This window comes from Paenibacillus sp. 1-8 (genome assembly GCF_056316205.1).
Map to the genome: position 1 here is coordinate 2,590,790 of NZ_CM149995.1, position 23,973 is coordinate 2,614,762.

A 23,973-nucleotide genomic window follows, 5' to 3' on the forward strand; every position below is an offset into this window, starting at 1 on the left:
CATCCCGGATACATTGAGACACCGATGATATCAGATTTGTTTAAGGAGGAAATTTGAATCAATAGTTTCTATCCCAGACACCACTTCCACGTCTAGGCAAACCAGAGGATATCGTAACGCTGTCCTGTTCCTAGCATCAGAGGAGTCTTCTTTTATTACAGGCGTGGAACTCTCGATTGACGGCTCTTATTCCGTGAAATAACAGCTCACGACTTGCGCCCAACAAAGAACTCATTAGGATAATGGGTTCTTTGTTGGGGGTTATGATACACTTTAGACTTCTTTTTGTTCCTAACTTGTTTCCAGTGTATGTGGGTTTTCACGATATTTTCTTGGCGTCACACCAGTCATTTTTTTGAATATTTTCGTGAAATAGCTTTGATCTGTGAAACTGAGCAATGCGCCGATTTCCGTGATCGGCTTATCCGTGAAAGCTAGCAAATTTTTGGCTTCATCGATCCGGGCTTGTTGAATATATTCGTTTACAGAAACGCCAACTTCTTTTTTAAACAAAACGGAAAGATAACCTGGGCTTAATTTAACGTAATTTGCAATTTGTTCATGGTTGATTTTACCGTATAGGTGGTTGTGGATAAAATTTTGGCACGTGGTAATCGTCTTTGAATATCGACGTTCCTTTGCTTGCCGAACCTTTTGCGTAAACGTTAACAGGGCTTCCACAAGAAATTGGTCAATCTCCTCCGATTTATTCATTTCCTCGAGCCGCTGGATGAAAAGGTCGCTGAGGCTAAACGCCTGCTCGGACAAAACGCCCCCTTCGATGGAGGAACGGGTAGCCAGTGTAATGGAGGTGATTGCAAGATTTTTTTTTGATCGGATAAAGCTGGATTTGGATAGTACCCCGACCTTGTCGCCAAAATCATTGCCGAAGTTTTTCAAATCCTCAATACGACCTTCTCTAATAATATTGAATAGCTTTTTCTCCAGTAACGGGTCTTGGTGAAAATCACTGGTTTGGCGCGTTTTGGCTGTTTCGGCTTCCATATTAAACTTTAAATCAGAGCTCAAAGACGTATTTATTTCATTAATGATCTCTCTTGGCGAAATCATTTTTTGCGTAACCATGTGAAAAACTAGGGTGCAAATCTCCAACAGTGTATCACGTGGAATTACAGGGACGGTATGGTAATAGTTTAGAATCTGCTCTCGTTGAGCGCCCAGATGTAGATCGTTGATTATTCCCAAAATTTTCGAGTTCGCAAGCGCAGATGAAATAGAAGGTCCGAGCAATATTGTACCTTGAAAGTGGCCTCCTTGATTTAAACTAATCAGAATGTAGTTTTCCAGATAGAAGCTTTTCTGAAGGATGGGGAACTCACAAGGCTTCGCGGGATCAAAGTTTAATACCTCAAATAAGTTTTTTCTCTTGTTTTGGTAGAAAGGGTTCAAGCTACGATTCGGGGTATATTCCCATAAAATATCACCCATTGGATTCACAAAAAAAGTTGATAATCGGAAGATCAAGGATAGTCGTTTGCTGATAAAGGAAAGAGAACCCTGGGAAAAATCCATTTGCCAATCCCCTTTCTACAAAATTCGAACTGGAATCAATTTTAAAACTAAATTTTATATTGTAAGCGCTTAATTTAATTCAATAATTAAAATACCATATACAAAATTAAAATACCATAATGTTTTCAAGAAACCCCTTACAATTTAACTTGCTTATACTATGCAAGTGAAGGGAGTCGTAAGAAGCAATGCATAACAAAATTGATGAATTGATACGCGAGCTGACGCTAGAGGAGAAAGCAAGCTTATGCTCAGGTAAAGATTTTTGGAATACACAGGATATCAAGCGATTAGGTATACCCTCTATTATGATGACGGATGGGCCACATGGAGTCAGAAAGCAGGAAGGGAATTTTGACCATCTCGGTTTAAACAAAAGCGTTCCCTCTACCTGTTTCCCTACAGCCGCCGGCGTGGCTTGCTCATGGAATGAGGATCTAATTGCAGAAATGGGAGCGGCGATTGGCGAGGAATGCCAGGCAGAAGAAGTATCCATTTTGCTTGGACCTGGGGCAAATATCAAACGTTCTCCTTTGTGTGGAAGAAATTTTGAATACTTTTCGGAGGACCCGTATTTGTCGGGAAAAATGGCTTCAAGCTTCATCAAGGGGGTTCAGAGCCAAGGTGTTGGTACATCGCTGAAGCATTTTGCCGCCAACAATCAGGAATACCGGAGAATGTCTATTAATGCGGTTGTAGATGAAAGGACTTTAAGGGAGATTTATTTGGCCAGCTTCGAGGAAGCTGTCATAGAGGCTGAACCTTGGACAGTTATGTCTGCCTATAACAGATTGAACGGCGAATTTTGCGCCCAAAACAAAACCTTGTTGACTGATATTTTGAAGGAAGAATGGGGATTTGAGGGAGCAGTTATCTCCGACTGGGGGGGAGCGATTGAAAGAGACGCAGATCTAGAAGCTGGCCTGGAGATCGAAATGCCTTCCAGTGGGGGACGTGGAGTCGCCAAAATCATTGAAGCAGTGAAGTCAGGCTGGCTCCCGGAAGAGATGCTTGATCAGGCGGTAAGACGCATACTCAAATTGGTATTCAAAGCAGCGGAGAACAAGAAAGCCGGAGTCGTCTATGATCCAGAGAAACACCATGAGCTGGCTAGGAAGACAGCAAGAGAATCCATGGTGCTCCTGAAAAATGAAGATCACATGCTTCCGCTTAAACCAGGAACAATTTTGGCGGTGATTGGGGGCTTTGCGAAGCAGGCAAGATATCAAGGGGCGGGCAGTTCTTTTATTCAAACAACCAAGCTGGATGTCATCTATGATGAACTGAAAAAGCTGGCGGGAAATGACGCCAACCTGCTTTATGCTGACGGATATGCTATGAACCATGATGAAATCGATGAGGCAATGATCCACGAAGCAGTGGAACAGGCCAAACAAGCTGAAATAGCTGTAATTTTTGCAGGGCTTCCGGCGAGGCACGAATCCGAAGGTTTTGATCGGAACCATCTCAAGCTGCCGGCAAATCATCAAGCCGTGATCGAAGCTGTGTCTAAAGTGCAGGCGAATACCATCGTAGTGTTAAGCAATGGATCTCCAGTTGAGATGCCGTGGCTAAACCAGGTGAAAGCGGTATTGGAAGGGTATCTCGGTGGTCAGGCAACTGGAGGAGCTGTTGCCGATTTGCTGTTTGGTGTCGTCAGTCCTAGCGGTAAACTGGCAGAGACCTTCCCGCAGAAGCTAGCACATAATCCTTCCTATTTGAATTTCCCTGGAGATGAACATGAAGTTCATTATAAAGAAGGAATTTTCGTCGGTTACAGACATTATGATACAAGGGATGTGAAACCTTTGTTCCCGTTTGGATATGGACTTAGCTATACTACTTTTGAGTACAGTCAATTGCAAGTTGACCAAAGGCACATTAAGGATCATGAGATGCTAAGCGTAAGTGTATCGGTGAAAAATACAGGTCCCGCAGCTGGAAAAGAAATCGTCCAGCTTTATGTAAGAGATACGGAGAGTACGGTTATTCGACCAGAGAAGGAGCTTAAGGGCTTTAGAAAGCTGTTTCTTCTTCCGGGAGAGACGCAAACGGTTACCTTCCAGTTGAATAAAAGATCGTTTGCTTATTATAACGTCCAATTAAAGGATTGGCATGTAGAGACAGGCACCTTTGAAATTCTGATAGGCAAATCCTCCAGAGAGATTGTGCTTCGAGAAAGTATAGAGGTGGAATCAACTGTTCCACTCCCAAAAATTATCACGAGAGATTCAACGTTTGGCGATTTGATGGAGCATCCTGCCGGGGCAGAGGTTGTTAAATCCATGCTGGCTGCATCAGCTCCTTCAGAGGAGGGGGATGGCACCAAAATGCTGGGTATGAATGTGAATGAGGTGATGAAAGCTACACATCTTCGCACCGCCGTAGCGATGAGTAACGGAGTCTTTACGGAAGAGGCACTAGAAAGTATTTTGCAGGCAGTTAACGGCGCAAACTGATGTAAATCCAAACGAAAAGGAGTACTGCATTAATGAAGATTGTTGATTTGCGGACGGAATATCGTGAAAATCCGGTTGGCCTGGATGTAAGGAGGCCGCGTTTTTCCTGGAAGCTGGTCTCTGAGGAACAAAATGTCCGACAAAAGGTCTACCGGATTCAAGTTACCACGGATGGGAATAGCATTTGGGATACAGGTAAGCTGGAAAGCGATACATCAATCCATGTAGAATATGCCGGGCCGGACCTTGCTGCTTCCACCAGATATGGAGTTCAGGTAGAGGTATGGGATAACAAAGAGAACCATGCGACTGTGCAAGGAAGCTTTGAGACAGGATTATTGAACGGAACGAATTTTAAGGCAGAATGGATTACCCATCGTTTTCCCGCGGAAGAAACCGCTTGTCCTGTCTTCTTAAAAGAGTTTTCTGTGAGCAAAACCGTACGCACTGCGCGTATTTACGCAACGGCCCTTGGTGTCTACGAAATTAGGCTGAACGGGGTAAAGGTGGGCGACACGTATTTTGCGCCTGGTTGGACCAATTATAGAAAAAGACTGCAGTATCAAACCTATGACACTGACGGGATGCTGCATGAACAAAATTGTTTGGAAATCATCGTGGGGAACGGTTGGTATAAAGGCATCTTTGGTTTTACTTGTACGCCTAATCATTATGGAGACCGTGTAGCCGCATTGGCGGAATTGCATATCACTTATACGGATGGGACCTCTGAAATCATCTCAACGGATACAAGCTGGAAGGTAGCGACGGGGAGTATTCGTAGCAGCGAAATTTATATGGGTGAAACCATTGATTCCTGTTATCCAAAGCAGGAGCCGGAGCAGGTGGACTCCTTTTCATTTGACAACAACCGCATCATCGCCCAGGAGAGTGAGCCGGTTCGGATCACCGAAAGACTTGCCGCCAAAACGCTGATTACGACACCAGCAGGAGAGCAAGTGCTGGACTTTGAGCAAATCCTAACCGGGTTTGTGCAAATAAAGGTAAAAGGGAAGGTTGGGCAAAAAATTACGATCAGGCATGCAGAGGTGTTGGATAAGGAAGGGAACTTTTACCCGGACACGCTTCGTCAAGCTATTTCGGTCGATCATTTTATTTGCAACGGTGAGGAACAAGTCTTTATGCCGCACTTTACTTTCCACGGATTCCGGTATATCTGTGTGGAAGGGCTGGAAGATATTCGTCTGGAAAACTTCACAGCATGCGTGCTTCATACAAATATGGCTATGACGGGAAGCTTCACTACATCCAACGCTTTGGTAAACCAGCTTCAAAGCAATATTCAATGGAGCCAAAGAGGTAATTTTCTTGATATTCCAACAGATTGTCCGCAAAGAGATGAACGGCTGGGCTGGACGGGCGATGCTCAGATTTTTGCCCGAACCGCCGCTTACAACATGGATGTTGCACTATTTTTCAGCAAATGGCTGCATGACCTTGCTTCAGAGCAAACGCCGGAATATGGGGTTCCTCATGTCGTTCCGAATATTTTAGGGGATCAGGATGGAGCGGCTGCCTGGAGTGACGCGGCAGTTATTATCCCTTGGGTACTTTATGAAACCTATGGTGACGTTCGAGTCCTGAAGGAGCAATACGAGAGCATGAAGGGGTGGGTCGATTATATTACTTTACGCTGCGGACGCAACGGATTATGGCAGTCCGGTTATCAATATGGCGACTGGCTTGCGCTAGATAAGGAGGAAAGCGCCGATCGGACAGGGGCAACAGATCAGTATCTGATAGCCAATGCGTATTATGCATATTCCACCCGTCTTTTATGCCAAGCAGCAGAGGTTCTGGGCAAGAAGGAAGACGCTCAGACTTACGATCAACTTTATAACCATATTAAGAAGACTTTCAACCGGGAATATATTACGGCGACTGGCAGAATGGTCAGTGAAACACAGACAGCTTGCGTTCTGGCTTTATATTTTGATTTGGCGGATGAGCAATACCGCGAGCGTATTCTGGAAGCGCTTAAAACCAACATCGCCAATCACAAAAATCATTTGTCCACCGGTTTCGTAGGAACTCCTTATTTGTGCCATGCCTTGACGGAAAATCAACTTCATGATCTGGCAGGCATACTGCTTCTAAAAGAAGATTATCCATCCTGGTTATATGCCGTAAAGAAAGGGGCCACCACCATTTGGGAGCGTTGGAACTCCATTTTGCCTAATGGCGAATTTGATGTCTCAGGCATGAACTCCTTAAACCATTACGCTTACGGTTCAATAGGGGAATGGTTGTACCGCAGGCTGGCGGGCATCAATCCACTGGAGCCGGGATACAAAAAGATTCTGATCAAGCCACAATTTATTGCAGGAATTACTGCTGTTGAAGCAGAGCTTCATTCCGTTTACGGACGGATTGTGAGCAAATGGTCCTGTCAAAATAATATGATTCGTATTGAAGTGGAGATACCGGCCAATACCACTGCTATTTTGGAGCTTCCTGAGCGGGAGCAGCCAATTGAAGTGGGCTCCGGAAGCTATACCTACGAATATGAGACCGAGACTTCTCTGGAGCAAGATCGCTTCTCTACGGATTCCACGTTGGGTGAGATTATGGATGAGCCGGTCGCATTGGAAATGCTAAATCAATATGCACCGGAAATGCTGAATCATCCGATGATTCAGTTTGCCCGACAGCTTTCGGTTAGCGAGGTGTTAGGTAAAGCACCTGAAGAAATGAAGAATTTATTCATTACGGTTATTCAGACTCTTAACCGGAGTTGCTAGATTCGGTTGGAAGGAGCGGGTGGCATTTGCCCGCTCCTCAGAATAATAGGGGGAATCAGAATGAGTAGAGCAGAAATCGCCTATAATGAAAGCGTTATCAATGAAACTAAACATGAGGAACCTAAGCTTAGACTCCGGGAAAAGATAGCTTGTTCTATCGGTGGCTTGACGGGCACCCTGCATTTCCAAATGATCTCAATGTTTTTGCTCTTCTTTTATACGGATGTCATGAAAATTTCCCCTGCTTATGTCGCAGGGTTATTTCTGGTCGCTCGTATCATTGATGCAGTACTGGCACCCATGTTTGGTATATTTGTAGATAAAGTGACTACGCCTTGGGGAAAGTATAAGCCGTGGATGCTCATTCTAGGTATTCCGACCGCCATTTTTGGTTGGTTGACTTTTACCAGCTTTGATCTTTCCCACACGGGAAAAATTATCTATGCTACGGTAACTTACCTTGCATACAGTATTATGATTGCGATTACGCCGGCGCCAAGCTCAGCTATTATGCCTGCTGTCACGAAACGGGTTGATGAACGGGTATCTATTGGCACTTACAGCTATATGCTTGTTATGGTTGGAGCCATGTTTGTTACAATCGCTGCTCAGCCGCTTTATAAAGCTCTGGGGGGCGGAAGCGATGCCAGAGGATTTTCTTTATTGATGCTTGTGGTCGGTATCATTACGATTCTGGTCTCTCTGTTTCAAGTACTGAACTTGAAAGAGAGATATATCGTTACGTCGAGTAAAGATGAGGCGAGACCTTCATTAAAAGAGATGCTTGTTGCAGTTTTTACCAATAAAAATGCCATTATCGTTTATATTTACGTATTAGCTTTGAATTTGGCTAATGGGATCAGATCAGCCGTTATGGTACACTACTTTAAATATTTTTTTGGCAATGAAGGTTTGGTGGTTACCGTAGGTATTGTATCCATTTTACCAGTTATGATTGGAGCCGTCTTAAGTCCGATGGTGACAAAAAAAATTGGCGTCAAGGCTAACGTACTCCTTGGAACATTTGTGACTGTATTGTCAATGCTGGCCATTCTGGTAATTCCAAGCACTCCAGCGGGTATTATCGCTTTTCTGGTGATCGGGGTAATCTCCGGCGTGTTCACCGGGTTCTCTAGTCCTGCTCAAGGAACAATGCTGCCTGCGGCTATGGATTACACGGAATGGAAGACAGGGATCAACGTCAATGCGTTTATGGGTTCATTTATGGGATTTCTACAAACCTTCGCCACAGCTTTATCTGGTGCTATTGCTGCCGGGGTGTTAGTTATGATCGGCTATGAGCCTGGCGTGGAGCAAAGCAGCACAACCTTGACAGGCCTCAAAGTTTTAATGGGAGTTATACCTGCAATTGTAATCGTTTTCACAGCGAGTGTTGCTTGGTTTGATCTGACGGAAGAGAAGCAAACACAGATTGCAAAAGACTTGGAGGAACGTAGAAATCAGAGGAAAAATGATTGATCTTAATACCTACTTGACGAGATGAACAAGAGTGGAGACAGATAGACCCGAAACACGGCTGCAAAAGTGTTCCGGGTTTTTGCGTGCTTGAAAATGATCTTTCGGTCTAGGGAGATAAATGTGTCATATGTGCAACGAATAAAAAATAGGCATGGGGCAATGAGGTACAGTAAATTATCGGAACCAATTTTTGTTTGTTTTGGGAGGTAAAAATGAATATTAAAGAGTTAGATGCCTTGTTGCAAAAAGAAGAGGATGTCGAAACATTACAAAAACGAACAGGTGTGAGTGTCAATGACTTAAAAGTTCCCTTTGATGATAAACTGATTCCTAAAGTATCGAGAGAACTACTATTTCAAGAAGGGAATATAATCATTCGTAAACATCGGCGCTACGCTCCGGTAAGAATGCATACGCATGATTTTGTCGAAATGAACTATGTCTATTCAGGTAAGTGTATACAGATAATTAACGATGAAAGAATCGAATTATCAGCAGGAGATATTCTGTTAATTGACCGTGATGCACCACACAGCATTGAGGATACAGAAAAAGATGACATTATTCTAAATGTGTTGCTGAAAGAGGAGACAATTATGACAGACATCATCTCCAATCTTGCCAATAGCAATAATTTAGTGACACAGTTTATGCTTTCAGCATCAAAAAAAAATGAGAAGCATGACCGCTTTCTTATATTCGTTAATCCCAGCAGCGATGTGTTGACTGGGCTAATGAATCATTTATTCTGTGTGTATTTCTCCGAGTATTCCTTCAAAAAGAAGGCACTTAATCTGTATCTATCACTGATACTGATCGAATTAACCAACATTCTTGAAAAAAATAACCTACAGTCTATAGATAAAGATGTGAATCAGGAAGTGGTCTCTATGTTGGCGTACATTGATCGCCACTATAATTCGGTTTCGCTAGATGATCTATCTAAAACCTTTGGATATAACAAAAGTTATCTAAGCTTGAAGCTGAAAAGGGAAACCGGAAGCAGTTTCAAAGACCTATTAAACAGAAAAAAAATAAATGTAGCTAAAGAATTGTTGAAAGAAACGAATATGTCGGTTGAAGAAATTGCGTTGAGTGTCGGTTATAACGAATCATCGTCATTCTTTAAATTATTTAAGAAATACACACATATGACACCTAGCGAATATCGCTAATGTATGACTGGGAATTAACTTCATATAAGGATTCTAAAGCAGGGGTACACTAAATAAAACGGTGTGACTCTGCTTTTTTAATGCTTTTGACAGTCAACATCTAATTTTTTGACATGGTGAAAGTTCAGTAAATGAGTTAAAACTTATGTAAGCGCTAACAGGAGGTAGCATAGGAGATTAAAAAACAGAATTTGTAAAAAAAACAACTGGCAAGGGGAAAAGCACATGAAAAAAGACACCAATTTAATGAAATTTTCTCTACTATCTGTTTCATTAATATTAACTTCGTCAACGGCGATAAGTGCAGCAATACCACAATTGAGCCAATCGTTTAGTGGTTATTCGTTATCATCCATTGAGTTGTTAACCACGATACCTTCTTTTATGGTTATGATTTTTGTTTTGTTAAGTAGTTTTATTGCTCGTAAAATTGGTCAAAAACAAACAATTATCATTGGATTAATTATTACAGGAGTTTGCGGTATAATTCCGGTTTTTGTTAATAATTACATGTTAGTGTTAATTTCAAGAGCAGGTTTAGGAATTGGGTTTGGACTGATGAATTCACTTGCCGTCAGTATGATTTCATCATTTTATACTGGAAATGAGCGTGCGACACTGATTGGATTCCAGAGTGCATTCCAAGGTTTAGGCGCAGCTCTACTAACGTTCTTAGCAGGGTATTTATTATCTTTTGGTTGGCATTATTCGTTTCTTGTCTATGCACTAGCTTTCCCGATTTTGGTGCTATTTATGATGTTTGTTCCCAAACCTGAATCTTATGGTTCAACAGTTGAGGAGGAAGCGCCACAAGCGTTTAAAACCAATAAAGCTATTATCGGCTATGCTTTTTTCCTGATCATCGCATGCATTCTTTATAATGCTGTTTTTGTCAAGCTTGCGACACTTTTAACGACTTATCATCTTGGATCAGAAACAAGTGCAAGCAGTATTTTTAGTATTATGCAACTCGCAAGTATGGTAACCGGCTTCTTGTTCGGTATTGTTCAGTCTAAACTACACAAATATACTTTGCACACTTCCTTGTTTTTAATGGGATTAGGTTTCTTCTTAATTTCTAGTATTTCAAATCTCTATGTCGTTGCCTTTGGTTCTATTTTAGTGGGAGTTTCTTTCTCATTGTTCATCCCATTCCTGTTTAACCAAGTGAGCATTTTATCGCCCAAGAAATCTGAAACATTTAATACATCAATTTTATTAGTCGGTGCAAATATCGGCTCATTCTTAGCGCCATATGGACTATTGGCCTTATCAAGCATTAAAACAGCTGAGCCTATGATCGCTGTGTTTATCAATGGTGGAACATTGCTAATTACCCTAGCTATTTTAGGACTTTTCTTGGTCAGAAAAATTAAAGCATAGATGAAAAGGGGACGAAGACATGTTTACGATTAATGATTTTAAGATTGAGTATCGCCAAGCTCCCATCGGCTTAGATGTTGAAAAACCACGTTTTAGTTGGACAATGACTTCGCCAAAGCAAGAAGTGAAACAGCAAGAATATCGAATGGTTGTCAAAGCTAATGAGGTATTAGTTTGGGATTCAGGCGCTTGCCAGTCGGACGCTTCTCATTTAGTTGAATATGCTGGAGATGAATTACGACCGTTAACGACTTATCAGGTAATGCTTGAAGTCTTGAATAATTATGGTGAAAAAGCATCAATTACAAGCAACTTTGAAACAGGCTTGATGGATTACAAAAATATGAAGGCCGATTGGATTACCGTGCACAACGAGGGAAGAGAAGAAGTACCAATCTTTAGGAAATATTTCAAAGTACAAGGCGAGGTTGCCAAGGCACGCATCTACGCTTCTGCTTTAGGTGTATATGAGCTATCCTTGAATGGAAACAAGGTAGGTGACTACTATTTCACACCAGGTTGGACCAGTTATCATCATCGCATTCAATACCAAGCCTATGATATTACGGAATTGTTAAAACAGACTAAAGAAGATAACAAATTGGATATGACGGTTGCTAACGGTTGGTTTAAAGGGATTTTTGGCTTAGAATCTTCGCCAAACAACTATGGAGATAAGATCGCAGCAATTGCATATGTAAGGGTAGAATATGAAGATGGTGCAATTGAAGAGTTTGGAACGGACAACAGCTGGTCCTGCTTTACTGGTGAAACCATAACAAGCGAAATGTATCTTGGCGAATGCATTGATAAAACAATCAGTGAAACTGAATTTGGCGAAGTTGAGTTGTACAGTTTTCCAAAAACAGTTCTAGTCGCTCAAGAAAATGAGCAAGTCAAAATAACTAAGAAAATCAAACCGATAAAAAACCTTGTTACTCCTAAAGGTGAGACCGTCATAGACTTTGGCCAAAATATGACTGGCTTTGTTTGCTGCAAATTAAAGCAACCAAAAGGTACAAAGATAACCATCAAGCATGCTGAAGTACTTGACAAAGAGGGCAACTTTTATACTGAAAACTTACGTGCAGCTGCACCGGATGATATGTTTATTTGTAGTGGTTCAGAGGATGTGTTTATGCCTAGATTTACTTTTCATGGTTTTAGGTACATTGCTATTGATGGCTTGGTGAATACTTGGGATATACAAGACTTTACTGCCTGTGCGTTGCATACTGACATGGAAGAAACGGGAACGTTTACTTGCTCCAATGCTAAAGTAAATCGCCTTCAAAAAAATATTGAATGGGGTCAAAGAAGTAACTTCTTAGATATTCCAACAGATTGTCCTCAACGTGATGAACGCTTAGGTTGGACAGGTGATGCCCAAGTTTTTGCTAGAACAGCAGCTTTTAACTTTAACACAGCATTGTTTTTTACGAAATGGTTAAAAGACTTGTCTACAGAACAAACTCGTAAATACGGGGTTCCTTACATTGTGCCCAATATTTTAGGTGAAACAGATGCAGCGACTGGCTGGGGGGATGCAGCGACGATTATTCCGTGGACTATGTATCTTGTCTATGGGGATAGACGCATCTTAGAAAATCAATATGAAAGCATGAAGGATTGGGTAGAGTATATCCATAGCAAAACAGAAGGCCCAGAATTATGGCAACAAGGATTTCAGTTTGGCGACTGGGTGGCACTGGATAAAGAGGAAGGTAGCGACCGTGTAGGTGCGACCGATGTATACTTCATCGCTTCCGCGTTCTATGCGTATTCGACCTCTCTCTTGATAGAAACCGCAAAAATATTAGGTAAAAATGAAGATGCTGAAAAATATAAGCAATTATATGAACGAATTATCACAGATTTTAGAGCAGAGTATATTACGCAGAAGGGTCGTCTAGTCAGTGAGACGCAAACCGGTTGTATTTTGGCGCTTCACTTTGATTTAGCGGAAGAAAAGGATCGCCCAAGAATTTTGAAATCACTGGTAGAAAATCTTAAACGACACGATAATCACTTAGTGACAGGTTTTTTAGGAACACCATACTTATGCCAAACGCTATCAGAAAATGGATACCATCAATTGGCTGGTGAAGTTTTCTTGAAAGAAGATTTTCCTTCATGGCTTTACACAGTTAACATGGGCGCAACTACGATGTGGGAAAGATGGAATTCGATCAATCCGGATGGAAACTTTGATGAATCAGGCATGAATTCCTTTAACCACTATGCATATGGATCTATTGGAGACTGGATGTATCAAAATTTAGCAGGGATTCGTTTGATTGAACCAGCATACAAACGCTTTATGATAAAACCAGAATTAATTGGTGGCATTTCTTGGGTGGAAGCTTCATTTAAGTCAGCTTATGGAAGAATCAAGTCAAAATGGTCGTTTGAAAAAAATATATTTTCAATGGATGTTGAAGTTCCTGTTAATACTGAAGCGGAAATATGGTTGATTCATTCTGACAAACCGATTTTAGTTGGATCTGGTAGTTATCACTTTGAGTTTGTTACAGGACAAACTATTTGAATTATTAGATACTTTGAATTGTAAAGGAGGGGCTACTTTACAAGCAGCCCCTCCGGTTTTTTTATCTGGAAATCAAGTTCATTGGGTAGATCGCTCAAGAAGCTTACTTTTTCTCTGGTGTTTTGCTTTGAAGAGCTTCCACTAAAATACTCTTTGCTTTGGCGCCTTTTTCGGTGTAATCAAACATAGACATGCTCCCCCATCCTCTGTAATCAGGAGCCCAGTACCGGATGCCTGCTAAGCCATGTGTTTTACCCCATGCGATAACATCATGATAGATAGCAGCTTGCCCTTCTTCATTATGAGGATACCCTTTGACCGTTTTTGACCATCCAGCGAATGGACCTTCCACCTTACCTGAAGGATAAGAAAACTCAGCAATAAACACGGGGAGGCCGACCTGCTCATTGATAGCGGTAACGATTTTCTTATACATGACCATCTTATCGATGTAAACCCCTGGTGCGCTGGGATAAAAGCTGATTCCCGCAACATCAATTGGAAATCCGTTTTCCTTCAATGTATTGAAATACGCGACTGCATTATGCACTGTCGAGACGACGGTTGCGATATGCGTGGAGAACTTGATGTTGCTGGAATCTAAGCCTAAATCCGTATACGCGCTTTTGATGCCATTGGCCACTGCAGTCATTTGTACTGCGTTATACTTCCAGACGTTATTTTTAAGCCAGTTGGTCCCAACTATAGGAAGCATATATTTCATAAAGCTAGGCACTTTTTGCAGTTTCTCGTTAACAGCTGTTTTCAGTCCAATATTTACTCCCGCAAAACCAAAGTTGGCTTCGTTGCCAATATTCCAATTCTCAACTGCGGCCCCTGTTTTCAGAATTTCTGTCGCTACAAATTTTCCGTAGGCTTTCAACACAACGTCCATTTCATCCAAGCTCAGTTCTTCCCAGGGTTTTCCCTTTTGCAGCGCATAGATCTCCGGGTATTCTTCGAAATTCGGAGCTTGCTGCCGCTCCATGTCCATATAGGTATAGGCACCCATGATTTCAGGATTAAGCGGTATTTTCAATTTTGCTGCCAGTCGGGCCAGCTCCAACCCTTGCTCCAAAGTATGATAGTTTGCATTGGAATCCTCCTCACCATTGACAAGGTTGTCCTTTGTAGGATAACGTTTTGTTGCGATTCTTGCGTACATTTCCGTTGCCCCAGCGGCAATATACATTTTTTCCAATTCCTCACGGTTGGTGGCTGTTAATTCTCCTGCAGAATAGGTGTATCCATTATTAAAAGCACTGCCTGAAAAAGGGCTTACGGAAAGGGCCAGCCGAAAATTTTCGGAATTGGCAGCTGGTACATAATTCTTGTCTTCTATATAAATCAACTGGTTTCCTAAAACGAATCCGCCAGAGATCGCGATGATAATAAGTATTGAAAGTATTATTTTGGTCCTTTTTTTCATGCGCCGTATAAATGATTTCATTTTGCTGATCATATTATTAAACCTCCATTTATGCTCTTCTTGTTGTTACAATATAACTAAATTATAAACTTTTTATTAACTTCGGCGCATTTCAAACTGACGTGGAGGTATGACGGTTTCAAATATGAAGTGCGGTAACCCTTCCATAACGGCTGAATGCGCCGTTTCAAGTGTCCTATGACCGAAGGTCGTCCGCAAGCATACTCCTTTATAAAAAGTTAATATTTAAGCGTTATGATAAAAACAAATTTTTTTGAAATAACACTATGTGCAAAAAAAGAAGAGAGGTTGTTTATGTTTAATATTCTGATTGTTGAAGACGATATAAAGTTACAGCATTTATTTTGCACAATTCTTAAGAAAAATAATTATAATCCTATATCTGCGGCGGACGGAGAGCATGCGCTTAAAATCATGAGCCACAAACATATTGATTTGATCATTTCCGACATAATGATGCCGAATATGGACGGCTACGAGTTTACTAAGCTGGTACGTGAGTACAGCCTGACCATTCCCATTCTGATGATAACGGCTAAAGATACCTTTGATGATAAAAAACAAGGATTTCTGGTCGGTACCGATGACTATATGGTCAAGCCAGTTGACGTTAATGAAATGCTGTTACGAATTCACGCCCTTTTACGACGCTCAAAAATTGCAGCGGAGCACAAAATTATATGCGGAAATACCAGTCTAATCTATGACAGCCTGGCGGTAGCTTATGATGGAAAAGAGCTTCAACTGCCTCAAAAGGAGTTTTACATGCTTTATAAATTAATGTCCTATCCTAACAAAACATTTACCCGGCAAAATTTGATGGATGAAATATGGGGGATGGATACCGAATCGGATGAGCGGACGGTGGATGTGCACGTTAATCGGATCAGGGAGAAGCTAAAGGATAATCGAGACTTTAGAATTGTGACCGTACACGGCTTAGGATACAAGGTGGTAAAAAATGAAGAAAACCATAAAAAATAAACAAGTCGGTTTAAGGAACCGCCTTGTATTCATTGTATTTGGTATATTTGTCGTCGTCGGAATTATAACCTATTCCATTGTCTTCTTGGTATCGAATACGGACTTATTCTATTACATGGAGTTTAACCTTTCCTTCTCCTTTGTGCTAGCGCTAACACTTAGTCTCGTTATTGGTACCGCCATTACATCCCTGGTGGGAAAGCAAATTCTTACACCCATGATGAAGCTTAATTATGCCTCCAAGGAAATTGCAAATGGAAATTTTCATGTGAAGATGAATGCTGACACTCAAATTAAAGAAATTGAGGAGATTTTCACGAGCTTCAATCAAATGGTGGCCGAGCTGAAAAACATTGAAATGATGAGAAATGATTTCGTTGCCAATATCTCTCACGAGTTTAAAACACCCTTAACCGCAATTGAAGGGTATGCGACTTTATTACAGGATAATGAGTTAGAAGATGATGAACGACTGCAATATATTCAGACGATACTCGATAGCACCAAGCAGCTTAGCACGTTGTCGTCCAATATTTTGAGGCTTTCCAAGCTGGAGAATCAAGACAAAGTCACTGATAAAACGCTTTACCGCCTAGACGAGCAAATACGACAAGTGTTGCTTTATTTCGAAAAGACGTGGTTGGATAAGGAACTTGAATTAATATTGGACCTTCCCAAAACGATGTTTTATCAAAATGAAAATTTGCTCATGCAGGTTTGGATCAATTTGTTATCAAACGCTATTAAATTTACTCCCCCGCTCGGCAGCATTCAAGTAACTTTAATAAAGAGGGAAACAGAGATCATTGTTTCGATCAAGGATAGCGGTATTGGCATGACTCAACAAGTAAAAAAACATATTTTTGAAAAGTTTTACCAAGGGGATCGATCCAGATCAAAAGAAGGAAATGGTTTGGGTCTTGCGTTGGTTTATCGTATCGTTTGTTTATGTAATGGGAAAATCCAGGTAAACAGTGAGCCAGACAAAGGCAGTGAATTTATTGTGACGTTTTCCACGGATAAGTCCAGCTGATCGGAATAATATCAATGGACGTTTTTCGCTTCCAACAGAAGTTGTGAGCAAAACCGCCTGAACACCGTACGTCATATAATTCTATTTAAAAAAGAATAAGGTAAGACAAGAGACCTGACTTACCTTATTCTTTCGATAATTAGGCCTGAGACTCGCGGAGCTTTTTCTCCTTTTCAATAAAAAAGTTATAGAGCGCGCCATACAGGTTTGCGTCGCTTTGAAAAGTACATTGAGCAATCTTCGGATTCGCCATGTGCAGTGGATTTACTCTCTTGATCTCTCCAAGAGCCCACTTCAGGCGCTCAATCAGTATGGGTTGGGCGCTAATCCCCCCTCCGATGGCAAATAATTCTGGGTCGAGAATATACTGAAGGTTCATAATGTGTGCAGCTACCTTTAGGCAGTACTCATCGAAAACCTTCGTAGCATCCGGGTCATCTGAATTTATGAACTCAAAGACTGCTTCACCGTTTGACGGGTCCTCCAGACCTTTAATTTCGCCAATCTTTTGTACCATGGCTACAGCAGAGCATTCTAGTCCAAAGAAGGTAGCCTCGCAGGTTACTGAGTCCATGTGATCCATTACGTAGCTAACCTCTCCTGCTGACAAGTTGACTCCGCGCAGAAGGCTACCATTCACAATAATACCGGCACCTACCCCAGTGCCAAGTACCAGAACGATGGAATCTTTTGCATGCTTAACACTACCCAACCATAACTCAGCAAGGGCAGCAGATTTACCATCATTTTCAATAGATACCTCTTTGCCGTAGCGTTTCCGAATTAGCTCGGCCAGATTCACTCCATGCAAAAATGGAAGAGAGCCACCATGATATACCACGCCAGTTTTTACATCGATCGTTCCTGGGCAGCTTAACGCAATTCCTTTAATTTCAGAAAGGTCCTGTTTATCAATAATGGAATATAGCACCGTTTTCAATTCTTCAAGACTAGTCTTACCCACAGGGCATTTATCCTTATGGATGATGTCTCCACCTGAGTTCATTATGGCAAATTTCACAAATGTACCGCCAATATCAATTACCAAATACATAATACCTACTCCTAAAAATCAAAATATTAAATATCCTTTTACGTGCATGAAACTCTGAAAGTGGACTTTGTTTATCGAAATGTCCTATTCAGGGAAATCAATATGAAGAGCATTAAGGACTACTCCAACTCAACTGAAAATTGATACAACCATTCGTCAATGCTGTGGTCAGGTACATTTAAAGCACGGTAGGTCGCTGGAACATCCGGGTATCCCCCTACATCTTCCTGACTATCAATTATCTTTCCTTGACCAGTCAGAAAATCGGAGACAATTCGTTGATCTGTTGCATCCCGGTCCTTCGGCCTTGCTCCTGCATGCTCAGTGACCTCCTTTACTACTGCCGAGGCAGCTAGTGCTTCAAGTCCTTCAACCCAAACAGGTGGATTGTCAAGCTCCTTGATTCCGCCAAAAGTCAGCGGGATTGACTTGCCATTACGGTCATAAGCAAGATTATCTTTGAGATAAGCCCAGCCGCTTTTACTGTTCGTTCCGACAATTCCTAACCCATTAATCGTATCTACTCCATGCCGCATGTAATTCCCGACGATACTGACTCTAGGGCCTTCCGGTTTGATCCCCGTATCCGCCCATTCATTCTCCACGAATCCGAGTCGAATAGCCCATTTTCCCGGATTATAAATGACATTGTTAACAATTACGCCCGTCGAGAATGCTTTGAACCACGGATTACGTTCCATGTTATGGGCATAAAGGTTTCCGATGATTGCCACGTCCTGGACGTAATCGTGAACGAGCGTGCCCATGGAATGGGGACCCTTCTCATGAACGGAATTATACAGACCCTCGGCGATAATACTATTGCTGAGGGTTACACGGTGGGTGGTCGCCTTGGTTCCGCTGGTACGAGGACCTGAGAAGGACATGTTCTCATCCACTCCCCAAGAAAAGGAGCAATGGTCAATGACAATGTTATAAGCGGAGGCTCCGTAAGTGGACACATCTGGCTCAAAGCCTGCACCTTGAGTGCTGTCACCGTTACCCATCCGAAACCGGACATGCTGCATCAACACATCATGCGTTCTGATCTGCAAACCTCCCTTGATGAATGTAATGCCAGGGGAGGGGGCCGTCTGACCTGCGATGGTCACGTAGGGTTCTCTCAGCTCAAGACGCTCCTTTTCTAGATTTATGACACCGCCGACTTCAAATACAATAATCCGCGGTCCCTTGGTTTCTAATGCCGCACGAAATGAGCCTGGGCCGTCATTGTTCAGGTTGGTCACTTTGATTACCTTTCCGCCCCGGCCTGCCGGAGTGTCAGTCCCGTATCCCACGGCTCCCGGGAAAACCGGTTGGGCTCCGGCTTCACCAGCTGTTACAGCCCCCATCATCCATACCCACAATAACAACAAACATAAGCCCACCTTCCATCCTTGTTGCAAACTGCTTCGTACATCCATCTAGGTATTCCTCCTTTTTTTCTTATACTAAGGATAATATATATATCCTAATATAACTTTTTTTGAGATTAGTTCCAACTATTTTAGTGCAAAAAGATTGTGAATCAGCCACTATTTTTATTCTTTTTTCCTCTGGAAGGCAACAATTTAGTAGAGCAAACTAGATGTCATGAATACGTTTTTATGATATTCTCCATCGGCCTACGGAGCGCAAGGATAGGAGGGGATGGTGAAGTGGAGGGTAACCCCGAGCTGAAAAAACCTCAGGAAACAAATCATCCGGCTTTACGACACCGGCGGACTGCTCGAAATGCCCGAATATGACTTTCGGAGACAGCCAAAATCCACCACCCGTAAGCTGTTCAAAATTATAAAAGCATAGTGAATTGGGACGGTCCGAACCTGGCCGCAGACCTTGAATTAGCTGGTTTTACTTTTACTCAGGAAACGAACGTGCTCGGAAGAATCACCAGGCAGGATGCGCCGGACGGCAGCATTATCATTCCGGGCTATAACGAGGCAGGCTTATTAAACGGCCAAAGCGTCTTACATGCCGGAAATACTAATACCACTCCGTATATAAAAAAAATCGATTACAACGAAAAGGATCAGCGCAGCAAGATCGTTTACGGAAACGATGTAGTTACCCGGTTCTATTATGACAAAGAAAACTTCCGGTTAAGCCGGCTGGAAACGAAGCGCAAGAACAATGATCCGCTTCAGGATTGGCATTACACTTATTAAGCGACACAGCGGCGCGGATGCCGGACTGGAGAGTATCAGTCTCAGCTTGATGGCAAGCCAATGGGCCGGACCAGCCCTGCCCAAATGGTACGTTACCAATTGCACAATCTGCACAATCATCTCGGCTCGGCCCATAGGAACTGGATGATGCGGCAAGGGTCATCAGTTACGAAGAGTACCATCCTTTCGGCACAACCGCATTTCAAGCCAAAAACGCCGCCATCAAATGCGCCGCCAAGCGTTACCGCTACACGGGTATGGAGCGGGATGAGGAGAGCGGACTGGAATACCATAGCGCGAGGTATTATACGCCGTGGCTGGGGCGTTGGGTGAGCGGAGATCCGCTTGGATTAAAAGGGGGAATCAACTGTTATTGTTATGCCGCTAATAACCCTAAAATACATGAGGATAAAACAGGTTTACAATCAACAAAAACCGAATCGAATTTAAATGAAAAAAATGTAAAAGATTCTGAACTTACAAAACTGCATATAGACATACAAAATAAGGGGTCAACATTTAAAACTGCGGCTATGGAATTTGGATTTATCGATGTGTTCCAATGGATTGAAAAGCTGATCTAAAAATATGCTTTTATACATATACACAAAACTCTTTCGAAATCTGGTTCAATTGAGAACATGTGCTATAATTTTGATCCTAGATCCTGGCCCTCTGCCAGCACATATAGCCTAACCTTATGAATCAATATTTTACCAGCCTTCACTATGAAGAAAACTACAATTCCTTAAAGTGCATAATTCAGTGTACAAAACACATAATTACAAATAAATATTTTATTTGTAATAGGAGGATGAGCAAGTGGAGGCAGATGCAGTCTTTGAAGGCGGGGGCGTCAAGGGAATTGCTTTTGTGGGAGCTATTGAGGTGATGGAGGCCAAAGGATATACCTGGAAAAAACTTGCGGGGACATCCGCTGGAGCGATTGTTGCAGCTTTATTGGCCTGCGGTTACAGCAGTGCTGAAATTAGGAACCTGATGAGCTCGCTGGACTATATGAAGCTGCTCGGGCGGACAGGAATGAACAGCCTGCCTTTTTTAAATAAGGCCCTTCCGTTAATGTTGAACTCTGGCATTTACAGCAACCACATCTTAGAGCAAGTGATGACGGATTGGCTGAAGCGAAAGAACATTGTAACGTTTGGAGATCTTCCTGAAGGAAAGCTCTCGATTATCGCCTCGAACATAAGCAATGGGAAGATCGTAGTTTTCCCTAATGATTTGCCTCATTATGGGCTGAAGGCATCTGAATTTCCAATTGCTGCGGCTGTACGGATGAGCACAACACTGCCTTTCTTTTTTAAGCCTTATATATGGCATACGCCATTGCAGAAGAAACCGTATTACATGCTGGACGGAGGAATGCTCAGTAATTATCCGATCTGGCTATTTGATGTGGATGGGATTCCACGGTGGCCAACCTTTGGCTTCCGGCTGTCAGAAAAGCGTACGTATGCCCAATCCGTGGATATCAACGGCCCGGTTTCTTTACTCAAAGGAATGTTCAAAACTATGCTGCAGGCCCACGATCAAAGACATGTGGATGAGCATGCGGAAGAACGAACCGTCTTTATTCCCACCGGAAAAGTAACGACGACGAAGTTCGATTTGACGGAGGAGGATAAGCATACCTTACTGTCATCGGGCCATGCTGCAGCAGAGAAATTTCTGAAGACTTGGGATTTTGAAGTGTACAAGCATAAGTTCAGAGAAAATCATGCAGCCAAACCGATTCAGCCATATTTTAATGAACAGCAGGAGGAACCCGGGATTTACCACTGACTAAGAACTTGAAGGCGAGATATTTGATAATACTGACAGGTGACCTTAGAAGCTTTATTCTAGATATTTTCTAACAATAACTTGTATGGATGACCAATAGCATTCCAAACCTGAAAGGAGCATTTTTTCTCATGTCAAAAGGCCACGATAATATTGCTGCGATCGGATCACTAAGCCTTAATGAAAAATGGAATACAAATTCCCAAAATTCCCCTCGCAAGGGAGACAATCATGCGGAAGTCTCAGTGTTGAAGAAAATCTGCGATTGTACCGCACCCGATCTGATGCGGATTGGATGGATGTGCCTAATCTTTCAGGTAACTTAACAGATGAAGAGATGCGTAATGCTGTGAATAACATGGATCGATAAACCCGCGGTGCTACGCGGTTTTTCTCAGATATGTACACAAAACTCGTATTTCTTTTAGTTTGTTATTATCATTGTTAAATCTTGATAAAATAATGTTTTTATATGTTGTGACACATAATATTCACTGATTATATAAGTAGTAAATCTGGAATATAGATCATGTCTTAGTCGTCGCTTTTTCAAAGAACAACTAAAGAGATCATAAAGGTATAGGAAACTGTTTCAGAACCTATACCAATACTTAGATCTTCTAACTCTCTTTTTCTAAATTCATAATATCGAATAATTCTGAAGCTAAAGTCTTAGAACTTGAGATACCTTTTAAATATTTAAAAGGACCATCTATAGACCAATCAATCTTTTTCAAGCGTTTCACTGACTTGATAAACTCTTGATGGTCTATTTTTGTTGAGTTTTCTTTTTTACATTTAAATAGCATTTTGGTTGCAGCCATTGCTAATGCATCCAAACATACGATATGAGTAAGTTTGTATTCTTTGTAGTTTAACCATTCATGAGGATATTCTTGACGCATTATATTAAAGAATGCAAGAACAATATCCACCTTTTCGTGTTTTGATAAGTTAGTAACTTCAGTGTCTTTGAAAAAATACTTCAACATACGATAAAGATTCTGAAGAGTAATATGTCTTCCTTTACTACGTTTACCTGTGATACTACCTATATGATAGAAAGGACTATCGTTTAATATTAATAGTTCAGTAGACATCCAGCTTAATTCATCGTGCTCTCTTTTCAGAAATTTACTGAGAGAAGTTCCGAGCCCTTTCGCTTTCGTATTAATAGTATCGAAAAATTCGATTTCTTCATCGTCATCTAAATAGTGAAAAACCATGAAGGGAACATTAATTTCTGAATGCGTTTCCTGAGTATAACGCTTAATACCTCCTAGTCGATGCTGTCCGTCCAGAACAGAAGCTTTACTCTTGCAAAGTAATCTTCCAAACATAGGTCTACTAGAGTCATACGATGTAAATTCCCACATACCAGATGCATTCAAGAGAATTGGTGTAAATAATGCATTATCACCTTTGGAAAGGTATAGTGCAAATTCATCGACACGTTTCGGATCAACTGGCCGTTGATATCCTTTTCCAGTTGGGTCGTTATATGGTTTAACATAGGTTGAATGCATAGCAATTGAGGATGGAAACGCACTTTGGTATGCAATTTTCCCCCTCATTTTAGTTTGGAGAACATTTTCTATAACTATTTGATGAGGTAATTGTCTCATGAAGTACACTCCTAAAGAAATTTAATTTTTTCTAAGTAAAATATATATCTTAAACTATATAATTACTAATGGTAATATATAGTTTGAGTATATTTATTTCATACATAAGTACACCTACTCTTAAGTGAGAGGTGATTGTACTTATGATAAAAATTAATGCTTTTGTAGGCGCACGAATAAAATCTTTAAGGAAATCAAAAGGATTGACACAAGCTAATTTAGGAGAACAAGTAGATCTCCCACAGCCTTATATTGGTGGGATTGAAAAAGGGGAGAGGAACATATCATTAGATACCTTGGAAAAACTACTCGAAGCCTTAAATATTACTCCATCAGAGTTATTCAGCTCGTATGAAAATAAGCTGCAGAATAAAGAAACCTTAGAAATTCTTGATCGAATAAATGAAGCCCTATATAATAGAAGTCTTGAAGAAATTAAAATAGTTGAAAGCTTTGTTCAAGATATACTTAAAACAATTGATAATTTGAGGAATTTAAGATAATTCAGTCTATCTTA

The 23,973-nt window shown here is 41.5% G+C and carries 18 protein-coding genes and 1 pseudogene; 14 read left to right on the forward strand and 5 right to left on the reverse strand.

All coding sequences use genetic code 11. The annotated features are described in order from the left end of the window. Positions 1 to 202 (forward strand): annotated as a pseudogene (locus AC0WRU_RS11770) (SDR family NAD(P)-dependent oxidoreductase); the annotation flags it as partial. 89 nt (positions 203 to 291) lie between these two features. On the opposite strand, the gene AC0WRU_RS11775 reads toward AC0WRU_RS11770, so the two are convergent. Next, positions 292 to 1,449, reverse strand: a complete 1,158-nt coding sequence (locus AC0WRU_RS11775; protein WP_476128422.1) for a helix-turn-helix domain-containing protein — start codon at positions 1,447 to 1,449, stop codon at positions 292 to 294. Positions 1,450 to 1,721: 272 nt separating this feature from the next. Between AC0WRU_RS11775 and AC0WRU_RS11780 the strand changes: the two genes are divergently transcribed. From AC0WRU_RS11780 to AC0WRU_RS11805, 6 genes are all read left to right on the forward strand, one after another. Continuing rightward, positions 1,722 to 3,992 (forward strand): glycoside hydrolase family 3 C-terminal domain-containing protein, encoded by a 2,271-nt coding sequence (locus tag AC0WRU_RS11780; RefSeq protein WP_476128423.1) that lies wholly within the window; start codon positions 1,722 to 1,724, stop codon positions 3,990 to 3,992. A gap of 32 nt (positions 3,993 to 4,024) precedes the next feature. After that, on the forward strand, positions 4,025 to 6,754 hold the full coding sequence (locus AC0WRU_RS11785) for a glycoside hydrolase family 78 protein (RefSeq protein ID WP_476128424.1): 2,730 nt from the start codon (positions 4,025 to 4,027) through the stop codon (positions 6,752 to 6,754). Positions 6,755 to 6,814: 60 nt separating this feature from the next. Continuing rightward, the gene (locus AC0WRU_RS11790) at positions 6,815 to 8,233 is read left to right on the forward strand and encodes an MFS transporter (protein WP_476128425.1); all 1,419 of its coding nucleotides are present in this window, start codon (positions 6,815 to 6,817) and stop codon (positions 8,231 to 8,233) included. 212 nt (positions 8,234 to 8,445) lie between these two features. Next, positions 8,446 to 9,408, forward strand: a complete 963-nt coding sequence (locus AC0WRU_RS11795; RefSeq protein WP_476128426.1) for an AraC family transcriptional regulator — start codon at positions 8,446 to 8,448, stop codon at positions 9,406 to 9,408. 225 nt (positions 9,409 to 9,633) lie between these two features. Then, positions 9,634 to 10,791, forward strand: coding sequence for an MFS transporter (locus AC0WRU_RS11800; protein WP_476128427.1), 1,158 nt, complete (start codon positions 9,634 to 9,636; stop codon positions 10,789 to 10,791). 19 nt (positions 10,792 to 10,810) lie between these two features. Next, entirely contained in the window at positions 10,811 to 13,339 is a 2,529-nt protein-coding gene (locus AC0WRU_RS11805; RefSeq protein WP_476128428.1) for a family 78 glycoside hydrolase catalytic domain, read from the forward strand. Positions 13,340 to 13,442: 103 nt separating this feature from the next. Here the strand turns inward: AC0WRU_RS11805 and AC0WRU_RS11810 are convergent, their stop codons facing one another. After that, on the reverse strand, positions 13,443 to 14,801 hold the full coding sequence (locus AC0WRU_RS11810; protein WP_476128429.1) for a glycosyl hydrolase 53 family protein: 1,359 nt from the start codon (positions 14,799 to 14,801) through the stop codon (positions 13,443 to 13,445). 282 nt (positions 14,802 to 15,083) lie between these two features. Here AC0WRU_RS11810 and AC0WRU_RS11815 point away from each other — a divergent pair, with 282 nt between their 5' ends. Next, positions 15,084 to 15,773 (forward strand): response regulator transcription factor, encoded by a 690-nt coding sequence (locus AC0WRU_RS11815; RefSeq protein ID WP_476128430.1) that lies wholly within the window; start codon positions 15,084 to 15,086, stop codon positions 15,771 to 15,773. Beyond that, positions 15,751 to 16,806 carry a sensor histidine kinase gene (locus AC0WRU_RS11820; RefSeq protein ID WP_476128432.1) on the forward strand — a complete coding sequence of 352 codons (1,056 nt, stop codon included), beginning with the start codon at positions 15,751 to 15,753 and terminating at the stop codon, positions 16,804 to 16,806. Before AC0WRU_RS11815 ends, AC0WRU_RS11820 begins: the two co-directional genes overlap by 23 nt. Positions 16,807 to 16,945: 139 nt before the next feature. On the opposite strand, the gene AC0WRU_RS11825 is transcribed toward AC0WRU_RS11820, so the two are convergent. Together AC0WRU_RS11825 and AC0WRU_RS11830 are read right to left on the reverse strand one after the other, a co-directional pair. Continuing rightward, positions 16,946 to 17,860 carry an ROK family protein gene (locus tag AC0WRU_RS11825; protein WP_476128434.1) on the reverse strand — a complete coding sequence of 305 codons (915 nt, stop codon included), beginning with the start codon at positions 17,858 to 17,860 and terminating at the stop codon, positions 16,946 to 16,948. A gap of 119 nt (positions 17,861 to 17,979) precedes the next feature. Then, complete coding sequence (locus tag AC0WRU_RS11830) at positions 17,980 to 19,284, reverse strand: pectate lyase family protein (protein ID WP_476128435.1); 1,305 nt, start codon at positions 19,282 to 19,284, stop codon at positions 17,980 to 17,982. 453 nt (positions 19,285 to 19,737) lie between these two features. Here AC0WRU_RS11830 and AC0WRU_RS11835 point away from each other — a divergent pair, with 453 nt between their 5' ends. The 4 genes from AC0WRU_RS11835 to AC0WRU_RS11850 all read left to right on the forward strand — a co-directional run bounded on the left by AC0WRU_RS11835 (position 19,738) and on the right by AC0WRU_RS11850 (position 21,831). Next, positions 19,738 to 20,028, forward strand: coding sequence for a hypothetical protein (locus AC0WRU_RS11835; RefSeq protein ID WP_476128436.1), 291 nt, complete (start codon positions 19,738 to 19,740; stop codon positions 20,026 to 20,028). Positions 20,029 to 20,088: 60 nt separating this feature from the next. Further along, a complete protein-coding gene (locus tag AC0WRU_RS11840; RefSeq protein ID WP_476128437.1) occupies positions 20,089 to 20,361 on the forward strand; it encodes a hypothetical protein in 273 nt (90 codons plus the stop codon). After that, positions 20,250 to 20,612, forward strand: a complete 363-nt coding sequence (locus AC0WRU_RS11845) for an RHS repeat-associated core domain-containing protein (RefSeq protein ID WP_476128627.1) — start codon at positions 20,250 to 20,252, stop codon at positions 20,610 to 20,612. Before AC0WRU_RS11840 ends, AC0WRU_RS11845 begins: the two co-directional genes overlap by 112 nt. A 238-nt stretch (positions 20,613 to 20,850) precedes the next feature. Next, positions 20,851 to 21,831 carry a patatin-like phospholipase family protein gene (locus AC0WRU_RS11850; RefSeq protein ID WP_476128438.1) on the forward strand — a complete coding sequence of 327 codons (981 nt, stop codon included), beginning with the start codon at positions 20,851 to 20,853 and terminating at the stop codon, positions 21,829 to 21,831. A gap of 620 nt (positions 21,832 to 22,451) precedes the next feature. Here AC0WRU_RS11850 and AC0WRU_RS11855 read toward each other — a convergent pair. Next, on the reverse strand, positions 22,452 to 23,456 hold the full coding sequence (locus AC0WRU_RS11855; RefSeq protein ID WP_476128439.1) for a DGQHR domain-containing protein: 1,005 nt from the start codon (positions 23,454 to 23,456) through the stop codon (positions 22,452 to 22,454). Positions 23,457 to 23,599: 143 nt separating this feature from the next. Here AC0WRU_RS11855 and AC0WRU_RS11860 point away from each other — a divergent pair, with 143 nt between their 5' ends. Beyond that, the gene (locus AC0WRU_RS11860; protein ID WP_476128440.1) at positions 23,600 to 23,959 is read left to right on the forward strand and encodes a helix-turn-helix domain-containing protein; all 360 of its coding nucleotides are present in this window, start codon (positions 23,600 to 23,602) and stop codon (positions 23,957 to 23,959) included. The last annotated feature ends 14 nt before the right edge of the window (positions 23,960 to 23,973 follow it).

Coding starts and splice junctions, on each gene's coding strand:
- AC0WRU_RS11775 (WP_476128422.1), bottom strand. CDS start 1,449: ATGGGTGATATTTTATGGGAATATACCCCGAATCGTAGCTTGAACCCT.
- AC0WRU_RS11780 (WP_476128423.1), top strand. CDS start 1,722: ATGCATAACAAAATTGATGAATTGATACGCGAGCTGACGCTAGAGGAG.
- AC0WRU_RS11785 (WP_476128424.1), top strand. CDS start 4,025: ATGAAGATTGTTGATTTGCGGACGGAATATCGTGAAAATCCGGTTGGC.
- AC0WRU_RS11790 (WP_476128425.1), top strand. CDS start 6,815: ATGAGTAGAGCAGAAATCGCCTATAATGAAAGCGTTATCAATGAAACT.
- AC0WRU_RS11795 (WP_476128426.1), top strand. CDS start 8,446: ATGAATATTAAAGAGTTAGATGCCTTGTTGCAAAAAGAAGAGGATGTC.
- AC0WRU_RS11800 (WP_476128427.1), top strand. CDS start 9,634: ATGAAAAAAGACACCAATTTAATGAAATTTTCTCTACTATCTGTTTCA.
- AC0WRU_RS11805 (WP_476128428.1), top strand. CDS start 10,811: ATGTTTACGATTAATGATTTTAAGATTGAGTATCGCCAAGCTCCCATC.
- AC0WRU_RS11810 (WP_476128429.1), bottom strand. CDS start 14,801: ATGATCAGCAAAATGAAATCATTTATACGGCGCATGAAAAAAAGGACC.
- AC0WRU_RS11815 (WP_476128430.1), top strand. CDS start 15,084: ATGTTTAATATTCTGATTGTTGAAGACGATATAAAGTTACAGCATTTA.
- AC0WRU_RS11820 (WP_476128432.1), top strand. CDS start 15,751: ATGAAGAAAACCATAAAAAATAAACAAGTCGGTTTAAGGAACCGCCTT.
- AC0WRU_RS11825 (WP_476128434.1), bottom strand. CDS start 17,860: ATGTATTTGGTAATTGATATTGGCGGTACATTTGTGAAATTTGCCATA.
- AC0WRU_RS11830 (WP_476128435.1), bottom strand. CDS start 19,284: ATGGATGTACGAAGCAGTTTGCAACAAGGATGGAAGGTGGGCTTATGT.
- AC0WRU_RS11840 (WP_476128437.1), top strand. CDS start 20,089: ATGGGCCGGACCAGCCCTGCCCAAATGGTACGTTACCAATTGCACAAT.
- AC0WRU_RS11855 (WP_476128439.1), bottom strand. CDS start 23,456: ATGAGACAATTACCTCATCAAATAGTTATAGAAAATGTTCTCCAAACT.
- AC0WRU_RS11860 (WP_476128440.1), top strand. CDS start 23,600: ATGATAAAAATTAATGCTTTTGTAGGCGCACGAATAAAATCTTTAAGG.